This is a genomic window from Sphingomonas vulcanisoli (assembly GCF_011761305.1).
GTDB lineage: Bacteria > Pseudomonadota > Alphaproteobacteria > Sphingomonadales > Sphingomonadaceae > Sphingomonas_I > Sphingomonas_I vulcanisoli.
In genome coordinates, this window is the sequence record NZ_JAAOZC010000007.1 from 115373 (window position 1) to 131276 (window position 15904).

The following is a 15904-nucleotide window of genomic DNA, read 5'->3' on the forward strand; positions in this document are numbered from 1 at the left end:
AAGCGTCTGACCCTCGCGCTGGCGGCCCTCGCAATCGTCGGTGCGTGCCACCGCGTGCCACGCCCCGGCGAGCCCGCGCTGACCGAGCATACCAAATCTTCGGGCCTGCCGATGACCGTCGAGCAGCGCGCGGTGCGGTTCGCCCACGCCGATCTCGCGATCGAGGTAAAGCCCGAAAGCCATGCGATCGAGGGCGTGGCGACGCTGACCTTCGTTCCCGACCGCGTGCTGACCGGGATGGCGCTGGATCTGGACCGCAATTTGCCGATCAGCGCCATAGCCGTGGATGGCGTGGCGGTGGACGCGAAGGATTGGAGCAATCCCGAGGGGCGGCTGACGATCAAGCTGCCCAAGCCCGCCATGCCGCGCAAACCGTTCACGATCCGCATCGCTTATGGCGGCCAGCCGCATGTCGCGGTCAAGGCGCCGTGGGATGGCGGCTTCGTCTGGAGCAAGACCGCCGACGGCCAGCCGTGGATCGCCACCGCGGTGGAGGGCGAGGGCTGCGATCTGTTCTGGCCGTGCATCGATCATCCGATGGGTGAGCCCGCTCTGGTCGATCTGCACATCACCGTACCCGCAGCTCTGTCGGCGCCCGCCAACGGCGTGTTAATCGGGGTGCGCGATGCGGGGCAGGGGCGGCGGACCTGGGATTGGCGCGTCAAGCATCCCAACACCTATGCGATCGCGCTGGATATCGGGCCGTTCGGGCTGCTGCACGGTTTCTACAACAGCCGCTTCGGCAACCGTATCCCGCTCCAGCTCTGGTATCTCAAGGGTCATGAGAAACAGGCGCGCGGGCTTTACGCCGAATTCGGCCCGACGCTCGATTTCTTCGAGAGCATGATCGGCCCCTATCCGTTCGGCGATGAGAAGCTCGGCGTGGTCGAGACGCCGCACAAGGGCATGGAGCACCAGACGATCAACGCCTACGGCAATGATTATGCCAAGGATATCAGCGGCTATGACTGGTTGTTCCAGCATGAGTTCAGCCACGAATGGTTCGGGAACCAGCTGACCAACCGCAGCTGGGACGATTATTGGCTGCACGAGGGCTATGGATCGTACATGCAGCCGCTCTACGGCCAGTGGCGCGGTGGGGATTACGAATATCTCGGCGAGCTGCGCGATCAATCCAAGCGCATGCTCAACAAGCATCCCATCGTCACCGGCCACCCGCTGACCGAGGATGATGTCTATAGCGAGAAGACCGGCCCCGGCATCGACATCTATATGAAGGCGAGCTGGATGCTGCACACGCTGCGCGGATTGATCGGGGACAAGGCCTTTTTCGAGGTGACGCGGCGCATCGTCTATGGCCGCCCCGATCCCAGGCCCGGCAATTTCGCGCCGCGCTACGCCTCCACGCCCGACTATATCCGCATCGTCGATAGCGTGACCAGGCAGAAGCTGGACTGGTTCTTCGATGTCTATCTGCGATCGGCCAAGCTGCCGGAGTTGGCGCAGCGCCGCACCGGCAACCGCCTCGATCTCTGGTGGCGGACGCCGGGCGGCAAGCCGTTTCCGATGCCGATCGAGGTGCAGGTGGGGGAGAGCATCACGCGCGTGGCGATGACGGGCGGGAAGGGGAGCCTGGTCGTGCCCGCGGGCGCGCATGTGGTGATCGATCCGATGGCCAGGGTATTGCGGCGGTCGACCGATCAGGAGGCGTATCGGGTGTGGCAGGATGCGGCAGATGCCAAGAAGAAGGCGGCGAAGGGGTGACGCCGCCTAATCCTCCCCTGCAAGGGGAGGTGGCGCGCGCAGCGCGTCGGAGGGGTATCCCGCTATCGGAAGGGTGAGACCCCTCCGTCAGGCCTTCGGCCTGCCACCTCCCCTTGCAGGGGAGGATTGGATGTCATCCCAACTTGCCCAAACACCACAGCAGCACCGCCTTCTGCGCATGCAACCGGTTCTCCGCCTCATCCCAGATCGCCGATTGCGGGCCGTCGATCACCGCGTCGGTCACTTCCTCGCCGCGGTGCGCGGGGAGGCAGTGGAGGAAGAGGCTACCCTTGTCCGCCTGGCCCATCAGCGCCTCATCGACCTGATAGGGGGCCAGCGCGGCGAGCTTTTCCCCGGCGTGCGCCTGGCCCATCGAGATCCAGGTATCGGTGACGACGATATCCGCGCCCTTGGCCGCTTCCTGTGGATCGCGGGTGAGGAGCGGGGGGCGGTTGCCGGCGCGCGCGCGGGCGGCCTCCACGATTGCCGGATCGGGATCATAGCCCTCGGGCGTCGCCGCCGCGACATCGAAGCCGAGCAGACTGCCCGCCTCGATGATCGAATGCAGCACGTTGTTGCCGTCGCCCAGCCACACCCAGCGCGTGCCCTCGATCGCGCCCTTGCGCTCGATTACCGTCAGCATGTCCGCCATGATCTGGCAGGGGTGGCTCTTGTCGGTGAGGCCGTTGATCACGGGCACCGTGGCGTAACGCGCCAGTTCCTCGACCTTGGCATGATCGTCGGTGCGGATCATGATCGCATCGACGTAGCGCGACAGCACCCGCGCCGTATCGGCGACGCTCTCGCCGCGGCCGAGCTGCATCGATCCCGCATCCATCACGATCGTCGTGCCGCCCAACTGGCGCATCGCCATATCGAACGAAACGCGGGTGCGGGTGCTGTTCTTCTCGAAGATCATCGCCAGCACGAAGCCTTCGAGCGGGCGATCGGTATCGACGCGGCCTTTGGTCCAGCCCGCGCGGGCCTGCTTGCGGCGCTGGGCTTCGGCCAGCATGGACCGCAGCGCATCCGGCCCGGCATCGGCGAGATCGAGGAAGTGGTTCATCGCTTCACAAACCCCCAAGCCGTTTGCCCTGAGCCTGTCGAAGGGCCGTTCTTCTTCGCTGATCGGCAAAGAAAAGCAGTGCTTCGACAGGCTCAGCACGAACGGGAAATTAAATTACGCCGCTTCCTTCACCGGAAAGCTCCGCGCGCCCGCCGACAGCTTTTCGATGCACTCGGCGATATGGCTGTCCTCGATATTCAAGGGCGGCAGGATGCGGACGACATTGTCGCTGGCGGATACCAGCAGCAGGTGATGCTCGTCGCGCACATGCGCCACGAAATCGCGCGCTTCTGCGCCCGGCTTGAGCTTGAGGCCGAGCATCAGTCCGAGCCCGCGCACTTCCTCGAACAGATGATCGTGGTTGGGGATTAATTGCTCCAGGCTGGCGCGCAGCCGATCGCCGAGCCGCCGCACCTCGGCGAGGAATTCCTCGGTGCCGACGATATCAAGCACCGCCAGCCCCACCGCCATGCCCAGCGGATTGCCGCCGTAGGTGGAACCATGCGTGCCGACGACCATGCCCTTGGCGGCCTCCTCGGTCACAAGGCAGGCGCCGAGCGGAAAGCCGCCGCCGATGCCTTTGGCGACGGCCATGATATCGGGCGTGATGCCATATTGCTCATAGGCGAAGAAGGTGCCCGTCCGGCAATAGCCGCACTGCACCTCGTCGAAGATCAGCAGCAGGCCGTGTTCATCGCACAGGCGGCGCAGGCCGGTGATGAAGTCGGGCGTGCCGACCGAGACGCCGCCCTCGCCCTGCACGGGCTCGACCAGGATGCCCGCACAATCCGGTCCGATCGCCGCCTCTACCGCGGCGAGATCGTTGAACGGCAGCACGGTGAAGCCGGGCAGCAGCGGCTCGAAGCCGTCGCGCATCTTGGGCTGATCGGTCGCCGAGATCGCGCCGAGAGTGCGGCCGTGGAAGGCGTTCGAGAAGCTGATGATGCGGTGCCGTTCGGGCTGGCCGTTGGCATAATGATAGCGGCGCGCGGTCTTGATCGCACAGTCGATCGCCTCGGCGCCCGAATTGGTGAAGAACATCGTATCGGCGAAGGTCTTGTCGACCAGCCGCTGCGCCAGCTCATCGCCGAGCGGCATGCCATAGAGATTGGAGCAATGCATCAGCGTCGCCGCCTGATCGGCGATCGCCTTGACGATCGCCGGGTGGCTGTGGCCGAGGATATTGACCGCGATGCCGGCGGCCATATCGAGATATTTCTCGCCGCCTTCGCTCCAGAGATACGCACCATCGCCTCGCACCGGACGCACGCCGCACCGCTGGTATACGGGCATGATGGGCGTAATCGTCATCGGCGTCACTCCAAAGGAAAGGTGCTCAAAAAGCTCCGGAAACGAGAAGAGCGGCCCAAAAGGGCCGCCCGGGGAGGCGCGCCTATAGTTTGGCGCCGATAGGGGTGCAACCGATTCTCAAGCGCCTTTGTACTTCGGCGCAGGCCGGAATGAGGGCGGTAGGCGATGCGCTCGATGCTCCAGGGCTCCGGCCTGCGCCGGAGCACGGCGTCCCTATTTGATCTCGCGCACCGGCGGCAGCGCGCTGCACAGATCGATCGCGCCCGCAGGCCGCACGTAGAAATCGTCCTTGCGGTTGGCTTTGATATGCACCCAGGCATCGAAGCTGGCGCTGTCGCTGCGCAACATTTCGAGGTGCGGACGATCGGAGGCGGGGAGTTCGTTTGCCATCGTCACGCGGACGATCGGCAGCATCTTCACTTTCGCATCATAGAAGCCCATCGCGCCCTGGCCGCGCGGCAGCGCCGTCAGATGCTCCATCCCCCACAGCACGCGCCCGACGACGGTGATGTTGCGATCGAGCTGGCGCGCGGGCTGGGCGATGATCGTGTACAGCTCCATGCCGTTGCCGTTATCGGGCGAATTGCTCCGCCCGACGCCAACCATGCCGTAGCAGTGCGTCAGCCACGCCGTCGCGCCGTCGCGCGCCACCGGCCATGGTCCGACGAGCCCGACCTGCGGCGCAAAGGTATCGCGATAGGGCAGCGCCTTGAACGCCAGGCCTGCGACAGGCCGCTCATATTCCGCAGGCAACTTCTCGACCGCGCCGGGCGGCAAAGGCTTCTTGTCATCGGGATCGCCCCATTGCGTGACATAGCCATCCTGCACGCGATCGATCCACAGCCCATCATACCAATGCGCCTTGGCCATCGCCTCGATATTGCCGACATGGCCGGGCGCGAACTCCGGCGCGAGCAGGATCGCGACGCGGCCCCCGCCTGCCAACTCCATCACCATGAGATGATCGAGCGGCACTGGCGCCCAATCTCCGGCAGGCGCCCTTTCCAGCACCGAAGCGGGCGTCGCGGGCTTGGGCGGATCGGCGGCAAGCGCGGCAGTGGCGACGAGGAGGGCGAGGGCGGGGGTGAGCGATCGGATCATGCGCCAAGCCTGCCACGTTTCCCCGGCTTGCGAAACCAGCCCCACCGCTCTAGTGCCCCGGCCTTCCAAGGCATGCGGAGCGGTGGCCGAGTGGTCGAAGGCGCTCGCCTGGAAAGTGAGTATACGGCAAAACCGTATCCAGGGTTCGAATCCCTGCCGCTCCGCCATTTACCCTAAAATTCAACCTATCATTTCCCCCAAGAGATGGCTATTTCCCTAGCGTTTGGAGCGGTTAGAGAATCCGCTGCCGTCCACTCCAATCCGTCCGTTCCCACCACTGCTGGTGGGCTAAATTGTGGGCTAACGCGGAAGGAATCGAACCAGCGGGACAGCTCAGCATCGCTCGCATTAAGTCGCTCACGGAGCCTGGCAGCTACACTGACGGGGATGGATTGATGCTCGTGGTCGCACCCGGTGGATCCGCGCAGTTGGAAATTGCGCGTCCGGCTTAACGGCGAAAGGCGCGACTTCGGTCTTGGCTCGCTCAAGGTCGTCACCCTTGCCGAGGCTCGCGAGAAGGCGCGCGAATATCGTCGACTGATCGCTCCGGGCATTGATCCGGTTGCCGAGCAGAAAAAGGAAGTCGATGCCGTTCCAAACTTCCGCGACGCTGCCGTGCGCGTTCATGAGGAACACAAGGCTAGCTGGAAGAACGGCAAGCATCAGGCGCAATGGATCACCACGCTCGAAACCTATGCATACCCGTTCATCGGCGATCGGCTCGTCAATAAGATTGAAGGGCCGCAAATCCTCAAGGCATTGCAGCCGATATGGCTGAGCAAGCCTGAGACGGCTCGGCGGGTGCGCCAGCGCATCGGTGCGGTGCTCGACTGGGCCTACGTCAACGGATATCGCGACAGCGAGGCCCCCTTGCGCTCACTGTCGAAGGGCCTGCCACGCCAGCCCAAGGATGACGGCCATTTTGCCGCCATGTCCTTTGCGGACGTCCCGGCCTTCCTCGCCAAGTTGCGCGAGCGCGTCTCGGTCGGTCGAGTGGCGCTCGAGGCGCTTATCCTCACCGCCGCGCGCTCTGGCGAAATACGCGGTGCGACCTGGGGCGAAATCGATCTCGAAGCGGGCCTTTGGTCGATCCCTGCGGAACGAATGAAGATGGCGCGCCCCCATCAAGTCCCGCTCGCCCAGCAAGCGATCGATGCGTTCGAACGCGCCAAGGCGTTCAGCGCGCCGTGCACCGATCTCGGTTTTCCGGGCATTAAGCTCAAAAAGCCCATGTCAGATATGACGCTGCTCAAAATCCTGCGCGACATGGGTGCGGGCGTCACCGTCCACGGCTTCCGCTCGGCGTTCCGCGATTGGGTGGCGGCAGAGACCAGCTATCCCGGCGAAGTTGCAGAAGCGGCACTCGCCCACGCCAATTCGAACAAGGTCGAAGCGGCCTATCGCCAGACCGACTTTCTCGACAAGCGCCGCTCGCTGATGATTGAATGGGCCGATTTCTGCACGAGCAAACTCGCGCAGCCGTCAGGCTGATCCCCGCTCGATCAACCGGCGGAGGCTGGCCATCGTCACCAGCGTTGCCGTGCCGATCTTGACGGTTTGCAACTCGCCCGCCTTGATCAGCTCATAGGGTGTTGTCTGGGCAAATTGCCCCGGCTGGCGGTGAGCTGCTAACGAGCCGGCATGCGCCGCTACAAACCCAAGCCTTTCAGCCCGTTTCGATACTTCAAGTCGGCACCTGAGGTGATCGCCGCCGCGGTGCTGCTCTACATCCGGTTTCCGCTATCGCTTCGCAACGTCGAGGATCTGCTTTCCGAACGCGGTTACGACCTTTGCCATGAAACGGTTCGGCTTTGGTGGAACAGACTTGGGCCGATCTTTGCGGCCCAGATCCGACGCAGGCGTGCCAATCACATGCGCGGTTGCCGCCATTGGCGATGGCACTTGGATGAGATGTACGTGAAGCTGAATGGCGAGATGATCTCCCTCTGGCGCGCGGTGGATCACGAGGGCGAAATCCTGGAAAGTTACATCACCAAAACCAGGGACAAGGCGGCTGCCCTCGCCTTCATGAAGAAGGCTTTGAAGCGCCACGGCTCGCCCGAGCGGATCGTGACCGACGGGCTTCGCTCCTACGGCGCTGCGATGGATGAACTGGGCAATCGCGGGAAGCGCGAGATCGGTCGCCACGCCAACAATCGGGTCGAGAACAGTCACCTCCTCTTCCGACGACGAGAGCGGGCAATGCTCAGCTTCAGAAGGATGAAGACGCTCCAAAAGTTCGCTTCAGTCCACGCCAACATCACAAATCACTTCAATCTCGAACGTCACCTGATCAGCCGCGAAAACTACAAAGAACGACGCTCCGCCGCCCAGGCGGAGTGGAAAATCCTCGTGGCCTGAAGCGCGATCCTCAACGTCCAACGTGCATCGTGGAGAGACGAGTTCGACTTTGTCTGACAGCACCTGTCCGGCTTGTGGTCCCTCATCGGCAGCTTGGTCGACCTGTTCCAACCACAGGAATGCGCCAACTACTTCAGCTCCTGCGGCTATGACCCGGACTGATCGGAATCCGCTCTAAAGTAGGAATTCGTGCGCCACGACGTGCCAGGCGGTGGGAATATTGGCGTTGGCGACGCCCTTGATGAAGCCGGTGCTGGTGCTGTTGTTATCCCAGATCGACGTGGCGCCGGTATCGCTGCGCCACAGAATGTCGGCATTGCCGTCATCATTGTAATCACCGACGGCGGCAATGCTCCAGCCCTTGGGCAGGCTGTCGTTGATCTTGCCGGTATCGAAGCCGTTGCCGTTCGAAAACCAAACCGAGAGCGAGCCGCTGTCGCTAAGCCAGACGATATCGTCCTTTCCGTCACCGTTGAAATCGGCGATTCCGCGAACATGCCACGATGTCGGCACGCCGCTGGCGTTATAGGCGCCGGTCTGGAAGCCCGTGCTCGTGCTCTGCCAGGTCGAGATCGTGCCGTTATCGTTGCGCCACAGGATATCGGCCTTGCCATCGCCATTAAAATCGCCCGCGCCCTCGATCTTCCAGTCGGTGGGGATATTGGTGTTGTAAGCGCCAGCCTGGAACAGCGTTCCCGCCGAACTCCACAGCGAAACCCCGCCGCCGTCCTGTCTCCATAGGATATCGTCCTTGCCATCGCCGTCGAAATCGGCAGTTGCTGCCACTTTCCAATCGGCGGGCACCGAGGTGCTGTTATAGGCGCCTGCCTGAAACAGGCCGCCGCCGGCGCCGTCCCACACCGATACCGCGCCGCTGGGATTGCGCCACAGCAGATCGGCGAGGCCATCGCCATTCATGTCGAAGCTTTCCGACACCGACCAGCCGGCGGGAACCGGCGAGCCGAATACGCCGGTGTGGAGCTGATCGGATAGGCTGTTCCCCCCAACCGTCCATTCACTCACCGTGCCACTGACATTCTGCCACAGGATATCCGAATGTCCGTCGCCGTTGAAATCGGAGAGGCCGGCCATGTGGCTCGCCGCGATCACGTCCGTACCCCCGCCAGACTGCTGCAATGCGAGCCGCGCGCCGGTGGGCAGTTGAACCGTTGCACCCCCGAAGCTGACCGCGCCGACAGCGCGTTGCAGCGTGAAGCCCGGATAGGTCTGATCCGTGACGTGGATTCGATCCCCGACCGAAAAATCGGTGATGGTATCGCCGTTGAGTTCGGTGGTCGTGCCCAGGAAGGTATCGTTGCCTGCGCCGCCCGTCAGGCGATCGGCGCCGAGGCCGCCGATCAACATATCATCGCCTGCGCCACCGTCCAGCGCATCCCGCACGCTGGTCCCGGCCAGTGTGTCATTCCCGGCGGTGCCGGTAAAGCCATATTGGATGACGTCGTTCAGCGAAAAGGCGGAAGATATGTACAGCTGGAACTGGCCGGCCGCGGCGGTCGCCTTCAGATAGCCTCCCGCGCCCGTTGTGGATTGGATTGAGATGGCGGTTGCGGCCAATGCGCCGAGATCGACGGTGTCAATGCCGGTCTCGAAATCCCAGATAGAATCCGATGCCGTTGTTGATGAGGTCGCGACTGAGCCGAAAACGAATAGGTCCGTACCCGTGCCGCCATAATAACTTGCGGATCCGCTGCCAGCATAGACGATATCATTCCCCGCTCCGGCGATGACTGTGCCGGTATTGCTGCCGAAGCGGATGATGTCATTGCCGTCGCCGGTCGACACGTAGCTGCTGTAACTGCCATCGACGGTGACCACATCGGCGCCGCTGCCGAGCGTCAGATTGATATTCTCAAACCCTGTGAAAGCCGGATTGGGAACGGAAATCACATGCGCAGTGCTGTCCGTGAGCGTCAGGCTCAGCGTGTCTTTCCCAGCACCACCGTCAGCGCTGAAACCGGACAGCGAATAACCGGCGCTGGTTGAGATGTTGACGCTGTCGTCGCCATCTCCGGCCGCAAAAGTCACCGGCCCGCTCGCGTTGTTGAAATAGAAGTAATCGGCACCATTGCCGGTAGTTACGTTCAACAGGCCCTTTTGATTGTAAACGTTGATGGAATTGGCGCCGTCGCCAGCGGTGACCGTCACCGCCCCGCTATTATTAGAAAGATAGAAATAATCTGCGCCGGAGCCCGCGCGAAGATTCAGATTGCCGGTCGCGTCGGTGAGGCTGATCGAATTCTTGCCATCACCGGCCGCGATCGTAGTCGCCGCGCTAGCGCTCGAAACATAGATGGAATCAGCGCCGGAGCCCGCGCTGATGTTCAGAGAGCCGGTCGCGGAATAAGCATTGATCTTGTTGTCACCATCGCCGGCCGCGATAGTGATTGGTCCGCTACTATTTTGCAGCGTAATTGTATCGAGCCCGGCACCGGCGGCAATGCTTACGGCGCCATTGCTCTTATAGAGGGTGATCGTGTTGTTCCCGGCGCCCGCATCAATTGTATCGTCATGGCTGCTGTGGGTCAGCAGGATATTATCATCGCCACCCTGGCCGGTGATGATGTTGTTGCCACCAACGCCGCGCATCGTTGTGCCGGCTGCAAGACCTAACTGCGTCAGTGTTGCGGTCGCGGCGTTCCATGTCCAACTCTGGTCTTCATTGCCGTCGGTGCCGGGCGCGCCGTAAAGATAGGAAATCGCATCCAGATCGATCGAACCCAGGACATTGCCGGAGGTCCCACCTGAACTGTAACTCATTACCGTATGGGCATAATTATCGTCGGCAGGGGCGAGCGTATAATCGCCTTCGAACGAATGTTTGAAGCCCAGATTGTGACCGATCTCATGTGCGAAAAGCTGTATGGAACTATAGCTGGTACTGCCCACGAACACGATGCCGCCGCCGCCATAGGCCGCTGCTTGCGATGAGCGATAGGGGCCGCCCAAATCGAAATTGAAATTGGCGAGCTTGATGTCGCCCATGCCTGCCGGCGCTTCGAGAAAGGTGACGCCGCTGGCGGCATCCCATTCGCTGAAGGCAGTACGGGCGGCCGCCATTTGCGCGTCGGTCAAGGGCTGGAAACTTGCTGCGAACGCCGCGCCATTAGCGGCGATATCGAGGGCGCTGGTGTTTTTTTCGAAGGAATAGGTGATGAAGACGGGCGTGTTTGTGAACATATTACCCGAACTGTTATTGCCCACCCAGGAATAGCTGAGGATCGCGCGGCGATCGTTCACATACGTCATCGCCCATGCTTCCCGCATGTCGCACGGCCTTCCGGGCGATGCCCGGCGCGCGGCGACGTCGGCACGATGCGCTCGCGTCCAACCGCAAGCGCTTCCGAAAGAACGGCTACGTTTTTCATCACTGTAAACCCCCCAGGATCACGGCACGTCTGACCACGGCCATCCCTACGGCCCACGGATCAGCTCTGCGATGTTAGTCCAACAATGCACAGAAATGGGCCGTACGCCAGCGCCGAAGCGCGGGGTGGATGCTTCTGTCCCCTTTCGATCAATCCGTGGCACCTAAGCCATGACTGCGCTGGCCGGCCATGATCAGGCCGCCGTTACAGCAGGAAGGTGTGCGAGACGATCTGCCAGCCGGTCGGGCCCTGGGCATCACGACGCCCTTGACGGAGCCTTTGCCGGATACTGCCATATCTAATTCCCCGCTGTTTTCCATAGTAGCTAGCGGCCAATCGGACGGATGGCTTACTGCTTTGTTCGCTATTTGGAAAAAAGGCGATCTGCTCGGCGCCGTCACTTTATTATCGCCAATCGTCAAACGAACCAGATCCCGATTAGTCTGACAGTGTCAGTCCGAGTCCCGATCGTTGCCTGCTTTTCCCCGCGCCGATTGAGAGCGAGAAGTCGCGGTTTGAAATTCGAGCACATAAGAGCGTGTTAACATTTGCGGGATCGCCGGCAACCGACAGCCGCAAGTCTGGCGTCCAGAAAGAGCCAGCGCATTCGCTCGTTCCCTTTAGAACGGCTAAGAATTTGGCAAGGCGTTAGACCGCCCATTATGGGGCGATCAGAAACGCAACCCGTGCATCGCGGAAGTCCCAACGGCCGTTACGTTGCCATTCCAGACCTCAAAGCGTAGGTTGAGTAAGTACATTGGAGATTATGGATGCCGACCATAACTGGAACTTCGGGTAATGACGTTTTGGTCGGCACCGAATATGATCCGCTAGCTTCAGGCAACACCGACACGATCAACGGCCTAGGCGGCAACGACACTATCGACGGCCGCACGGGCAACAACATTTTGAACGGCGGAGACGGGGACGATACTTTCTTCATAAAGGTCACGGACGGGCTGACGACTACGATAGACGGTGGAGCGGGCTTCGACACGCTGGATTTCAGCCAATATACCCACGGGATATTTTCTTATCCTGGCCTGCAGGGTTACGTGCCCTCCGCTATCCGTTCCACATTCAACTCGGTCGGAACCAGATACGAAAATATTGCTCTGACCGGTGTCGAGCAGATTGTCGGCTCCCCTTTTGCCGACGGCATCAACGCGACGGATCTTGGCCAGGGCGTTACGACACTGCACGGCGGTGACGGAGATGATTATCTCAATGGCGGAACTATAGCTTCCTTCTTGTACGGTGATGCCGGGAGCGACATGCTGTTCGCGGGAACAGGCGACACACACCTTTATGGAGGAACTGGCGACGACACCCTCGATTTCGACTTTTTAACGAGAGTATATGGGCGACCATACGTCGGCGGTGGCGTTGCCGATGGCGGAGAGGGCAACGATACCTTGGCCTATAACGGCCTGAGTGGAGCTTACGTTGATCTGGCCGCCGGCAAGGCGGTGGCTGCCAATGGTGCCATCCTCACGCTGAATTCGATTGAAAATGTGAGAGGCGTCGGCGACGTTCAGGTGTTCGGCAACGATGCTGCGAACACACTGACCGGCACCCGCGTACTTGGCATGGGTGGCGATGATACGCTCTACAGCGGCGGTGCACTTGGCCAGATTGACGGCGGAAGCGGCAACGACGTGATGCATCCGGGCGGAACCAACAATATCGTCGTGGGGGGTGCCGGTATTGACAAGGTCTTCATCAACGGCACTTTCCAGCCCGGCGGCAACGCGCCGCTGACAATCACATTTTCCGCCGACCACATCGACTTCATCACAGCCGGCACTTCCAGCCAGGCGCCGACGGATACCCGCGTTTATTCTACCGAACAGTTTCAGTTCAACGATCGGCTAATCGACAATGCCGATGGCCATCCACTTGTCGATGATCTCTATTACTACGTGAAAAATCCCGATGTCGCGACAGCACTGGTCGAGGCTGAAAATCATTATGCCAATTCCGGGTGGAAGGAAGGGCGGGATCCTGACGCCTATTTCTCCACCAAGGGTTATCTGGGGCTGAATACCGATGTCGCCAAGGCCGGCGTTAATCCGCTGGATCAATATGATCAGTCGGGTTGGAAAGAGGGGCGCGATCCCTCGGCGAATTTCGATACTACGCTATACTTGCTGCACAATCCCGACGTTGCCGCAGCCGGCATCGATCCGCTCGCCCACTTCCTCCAGTTCGGACAGGCGGAGGGGCGACAAGCGTATGCCGCAATCGGTCACGTCATCGCCGCCGACGGCTTCGATGCACAATATTATCTTCTCGCCAATCCCGACGTCGCCGCATCGGGGATGGATCCTTATCAGCATTATATACAGTTTGGCTGGCACGAAGGCCGTAATCCGAATGCCTTGTTCGACACTAAAGGTTACTTAGCGGCCTATTCTGATGCCGCTGCTTCAGGCATGAACCCCCTTGATTATTATCATACCGTTGGCTGGAAGATGGGCGACGACCCGTCCGGTAGCTTCGACACTGCAACGTATGAGAGGACTTACGCCGACGTGGCGGCAGCGGGCGTGGACCCTCTGTTTCATTACCTTGCTTACGGAGCATACGAGCTACGATCTACTTTTGCAGACAACTCGTTTCATCTTTGATCGGCGATTTGAGAAAACCCTTGCCTTATCGCCGGCGCCGCCACTTTTTCTATTGCCAAATCGCCAAACGAACCAGATCATGGTTGGTCTAACAATGCCAGTTTGAAAGCACCCATCCGAAGCGTTAGTCCGTATCGCCGATTAGGCCTCTAGCTTTTACGGCGGCCAAGCGATTACGGGACACTGGTACCTTCAATCCATTGACGAGGATGAGGCTCGTGGATCGGCCGTCGTCCACCCAGTCAGCCACTGCACCGTCCGCCACCCACCAGGAGCGGTGAACTTGCACGCCGCGTTGATCACCCAGCGTCTCTATTGCCTTACGCATCGGGACCAAATGTAGCATCGAGCGACCTTGGAGATGGATGCGAACGTGATGATCCTCCATCTGCAAGCATAACGCGGTTTCGATAAGGTGCGCAGGTATCGTCGTGTGAAATGCTATCGATCGTTCGGCCGCTGCCGGAGCAATCAACGATGGAAGGCCTGTCTCTTTCGGTGCGCCACGCACCAGCCAAGCGATTAATGCGGTTGATGGACCGGCGACGACCAACGTCAGGCCGTAAAATTCAACTCCACGCATGCCAGAAGCACGAAGCGGCCAAAACAGTCGGCACCCAGCTGCAGCGATCGCGGCTAGCGGTATGCATGAGAAAATAAGCGCTGCCGAGGCCGAGAATAGCAAAGGAAAGCCACGTCGCGGCCCCATCACGAGGGCCCATGCTACCGTAGGCCAGATGATTAAACTGCCGATCCAGAACAAGATCACCCAAAATGCCGTGCGTGTGAAGAAATTAGCCGGGTAGCTACCGAATGGACCGATCAGGCCCAACTCAAGCCCAATGATCGTCGCCCCGCCGAGGATTTTTGCCCAAACGAGCGGCTTCAAGTTCTCATTGTGCAGCGGCATGGACCGTTTCTGCTAAGCAATCAGACGCGACGCAAGAATGAATCGGCGGCTTCGCCCACTCACCCACTGGCCCGTTAGCGAAGTTCTGGTGGCGATTCTGGAGACATGTGCTCTCACGGCGCGGTTCCGGTGACGGGGCCTAGATGTCAGGAAGCGTAGATGATTGAGAACATGGCAGCTGAGTTCTTACCGGCACGACGAAGGTCGATGACCACTCGTCAGCCTCCTACCAGAAGTCCATTGGGCGTCTTCTCACGTTTTCTGTTGCTCCGGGCTAAGCGCGTAGTCAGCTCACGGGCTGCCCCTAGCTCTCTCGTTGCTTATCTAGCTCGGCTGTATATTCAGAGCCGCTTGAAAGAGGGCAGGAGCTTAGGCTCCGTTGAGGTAACAGAAGCTCTTCTCATTCTGGCAACTTCACTCACCCGTCTGGCTGAGCACAACGATTCCATTACTGAATTGAATGTAGCGATCTTGCTGCTGCAGCAAAATGATCGAGCGACTTATCCGGCATTATCCCACGCGATCCAAGCCGCGCTCGTGACTGCCCTGATCCGCCGTTCAGAGCGAACGGGTAACAGCTCCGACCTAATGGATGCGCTGCTCATTGCCGAGCACCAACTGGCCGATTGCGATCGGCGGGCGAGCCCAGCTGAGTGGGTCAATCTGGCCTTAGGAGCGGGCGTCGCCCTGGTGCGGTTGGCAGAGCGTGAAGACTGTGCGGAAAGAGCGGGGCAAGCAGTGGGAATGCTCCGTCTCGCGCTGAAACATTGCCCAGAAAATGCCCGAGAACTTTGGGCATCGACCGCAAATGCTCTCGCAACCGCGCTTACTCGAGCGGGCGAACGGACCGGGGATTTGGCCGTTCTGCATGAAGCGCTGACCTACCTCAAACGATGCCAATCCCTACGGTCGCGAAATGAAAAACCGCTGTTGTGGGCCTCTACGCTGACCGATACCGCCAACGTGTTAGCCCGCCTGGGCGAGAGAGAGGCCGATCCCAGGCGATACAGAGACGCGATTGCAAACCTGAGGCAAGCACTTGAGGTTGTCACGCCGAACCTTTCGCCGCGTGACTACTTGGAAACGCTCAATAATCTGGCGTTTATTTTAGTGAAGCTTGCTGCCACGACAGGCGACGATGGGCCGCTAGATGCGGCATTGGCAGCCGTTGATGCGGCAGAGCTAGCCATCACCGAAGCTGCCGCCCCGTTAGACTGGGCTGTCCTACAATCGACCAAAGCTTTCGCGCTGCTTGAAAGATGGAAGATGCGGCGATCGATGTCGTTGGCGCGCCAAGCGACACGTGCCGCCCAAAATGCGCTACGGCACGTTTCTGCTCAGCAAGCACCGCAGGTTTATAAGATGGTCACGGGTATCGTTTCCGAACTGAATTCGATTGGTGTCTGACTTCATA

10 protein-coding genes, 1 tRNA gene and 1 pseudogene are annotated in these 15904 nt (G+C 60.6%); 7 read left to right on the forward strand and 5 right to left on the reverse strand.

The features are described from left to right. Positions 1-54: 54 nt before the first annotated feature. Positions 55-1725, forward strand: coding sequence for a M1 family aminopeptidase (locus FHS31_RS13170; protein ID WP_341786359.1), 1671 nt, complete (start codon positions 55-57; stop codon positions 1723-1725). Between the two features lie 133 nt (positions 1726-1858). Here FHS31_RS13170 and argF read toward each other — a convergent pair whose 3' ends face one another. From argF to FHS31_RS13185, 3 genes are all read right to left on the reverse strand, one after another. Next, the gene (gene argF, locus FHS31_RS13175; protein WP_167074260.1) at positions 1859-2791 is read right to left on the reverse strand and encodes an ornithine carbamoyltransferase; all 933 of its coding nucleotides are present in this window, start codon (positions 2789-2791) and stop codon (positions 1859-1861) included. A gap of 114 nt (positions 2792-2905) precedes the next feature. After that, positions 2906-4102, reverse strand: coding sequence for an aspartate aminotransferase family protein (locus FHS31_RS13180; RefSeq protein ID WP_167074262.1), 1197 nt, complete (start codon positions 4100-4102; stop codon positions 2906-2908). A gap of 213 nt (positions 4103-4315) precedes the next feature. Then, positions 4316-5203 (reverse strand): peptidylprolyl isomerase, encoded by an 888-nt coding sequence (locus FHS31_RS13185; protein WP_167074264.1) that lies wholly within the window; start codon positions 5201-5203, stop codon positions 4316-4318. 76 nt (positions 5204-5279) lie between these two features. On the opposite strand from FHS31_RS13185, the gene FHS31_RS13190 reads away from it, so the two are divergent. The 4 genes and pseudogenes from FHS31_RS13190 to FHS31_RS16270 form a co-directional block, all read left to right on the forward strand. Beyond that, positions 5280-5370, forward strand: a tRNA-Ser gene (locus tag FHS31_RS13190). Between the two features lie 268 nt (positions 5371-5638). Beyond that, positions 5639-6694 (forward strand): tyrosine-type recombinase/integrase, encoded by a 1056-nt coding sequence (locus FHS31_RS13195; protein ID WP_243843461.1) that lies wholly within the window; start codon positions 5639-5641, stop codon positions 6692-6694. Positions 6695-6844: 150 nt separating this feature from the next. Next, a complete protein-coding gene (locus FHS31_RS13200; RefSeq protein ID WP_167074266.1) occupies positions 6845-7564 on the forward strand; it encodes an IS6 family transposase in 720 nt (239 codons plus the stop codon). A 63-nt stretch (positions 7565-7627) separates the two neighbouring features. Then, positions 7628-7726 (forward strand): annotated as a pseudogene (locus FHS31_RS16270) (IS630 family transposase); the annotation flags it as partial. Positions 7727-7738: 12 nt separating this feature from the next. Here the strand turns inward: FHS31_RS16270 and FHS31_RS13205 are convergent. Beyond that, entirely contained in the window at positions 7739-10849 is a 3111-nt protein-coding gene (locus tag FHS31_RS13205) for an FG-GAP-like repeat-containing protein (protein WP_167074268.1), read from the reverse strand. Positions 10850-11756: 907 nt separating this feature from the next. Here FHS31_RS13205 and FHS31_RS13210 point away from each other — a divergent pair. Next, positions 11757-13580 (forward strand): calcium-binding protein, encoded by a 1824-nt coding sequence (locus tag FHS31_RS13210; RefSeq protein ID WP_167074270.1) that lies wholly within the window; start codon positions 11757-11759, stop codon positions 13578-13580. A gap of 124 nt (positions 13581-13704) precedes the next feature. On the opposite strand, the gene FHS31_RS13215 is transcribed toward FHS31_RS13210, so the two are convergent. Next, entirely contained in the window at positions 13705-14490 is a 786-nt protein-coding gene (locus FHS31_RS13215) for a LytTR family transcriptional regulator DNA-binding domain-containing protein (RefSeq protein WP_167074272.1), read from the reverse strand. A gap of 351 nt (positions 14491-14841) precedes the next feature. On the opposite strand from FHS31_RS13215, the gene FHS31_RS13220 reads away from it, so the two are divergent. Beyond that, a complete protein-coding gene (locus FHS31_RS13220) occupies positions 14842-15897 on the forward strand; it encodes a tetratricopeptide repeat protein (RefSeq protein WP_167074274.1) in 1056 nt (351 codons plus the stop codon). The last annotated feature ends 7 nt before the right edge of the window (positions 15898-15904 follow it).

Coding starts and splice junctions, on each gene's coding strand:
- argF (WP_167074260.1), bottom strand. CDS start 2,791: ATGAACCACTTCCTCGATCTCGCCGATGCCGGGCCGGATGCGCTGCGG.
- FHS31_RS13180 (WP_167074262.1), bottom strand. CDS start 4,102: ATGACGATTACGCCCATCATGCCCGTATACCAGCGGTGCGGCGTGCGT.
- FHS31_RS13185 (WP_167074264.1), bottom strand. CDS start 5,203: ATGATCCGATCGCTCACCCCCGCCCTCGCCCTCCTCGTCGCCACTGCC.
- FHS31_RS13200 (WP_167074266.1), top strand. CDS start 6,845: ATGCGCCGCTACAAACCCAAGCCTTTCAGCCCGTTTCGATACTTCAAG.
- FHS31_RS13205 (WP_167074268.1), bottom strand. CDS start 10,849: ATGCGGGAAGCATGGGCGATGACGTATGTGAACGATCGCCGCGCGATC.
- FHS31_RS13215 (WP_167074272.1), bottom strand. CDS start 14,490: ATGCCGCTGCACAATGAGAACTTGAAGCCGCTCGTTTGGGCAAAAATC.